The sequence below is a fragment of the Neisseria sp. P0009.S007 genome (assembly GCF_051962515.1).
Map to the genome: position 1 here is coordinate 1 of NZ_JBQCVF010000855.1, position 520 is coordinate 520.

The following is a 520-nucleotide window of genomic DNA, read 5'->3' on the forward strand; positions in this document are numbered from 1 at the left end:
GTATTGAAGCTAGCTAATTTTATTGTCCTGATGGTAGATCACTCTGAATCTCATGTTTCCAAAAAAATTGTTTGGAGCCGACAAAATGATGTTAAAAATTTTATCAAAAAAATTAAAGACAACGTAGATGGAAATTATGATAATAAAAAAAGCATTCCCAGTCTATTTATTGTGAACAAAAAAGACCTTTGGAATAAATCAGCTGAAACAAGTAAAGAGACTTTGCAAAAGAATTATAAAAATCTTCACGAGGATTGGAAAAAGTATTTTGGAGATAAGTCTGAATATATAGAGTATACTAATAAAAATGATTACGATGATAAAAATTCTTCTGCAGCTATCCTTAATAAAATTTGTAAAGGTGTAAAATGAAAATACCTCCTTTCGAAAGAATGCAACCCATTGACTTACAAAATTTACCCCCTTCTTTTGCAATAATCGTGCCTTATAAAGGAAGAGATACGTTAGCAGTATATGCCAATAGGACAAAAGGAGTGGCTTTGTATTCGGCATATATAGC

At 30.6% G+C, this 520-nt stretch carries 1 protein-coding gene; it reads left to right on the top strand.

The window, feature by feature from the left end:
• Positions 1-372: hypothetical protein (locus ACTHS3_RS16770; protein ID WP_440368612.1), on the top strand; the 372-nt coding region annotated here is incomplete at its 5' end.
• Positions 373-520: the final 148 nt, after the last annotated feature.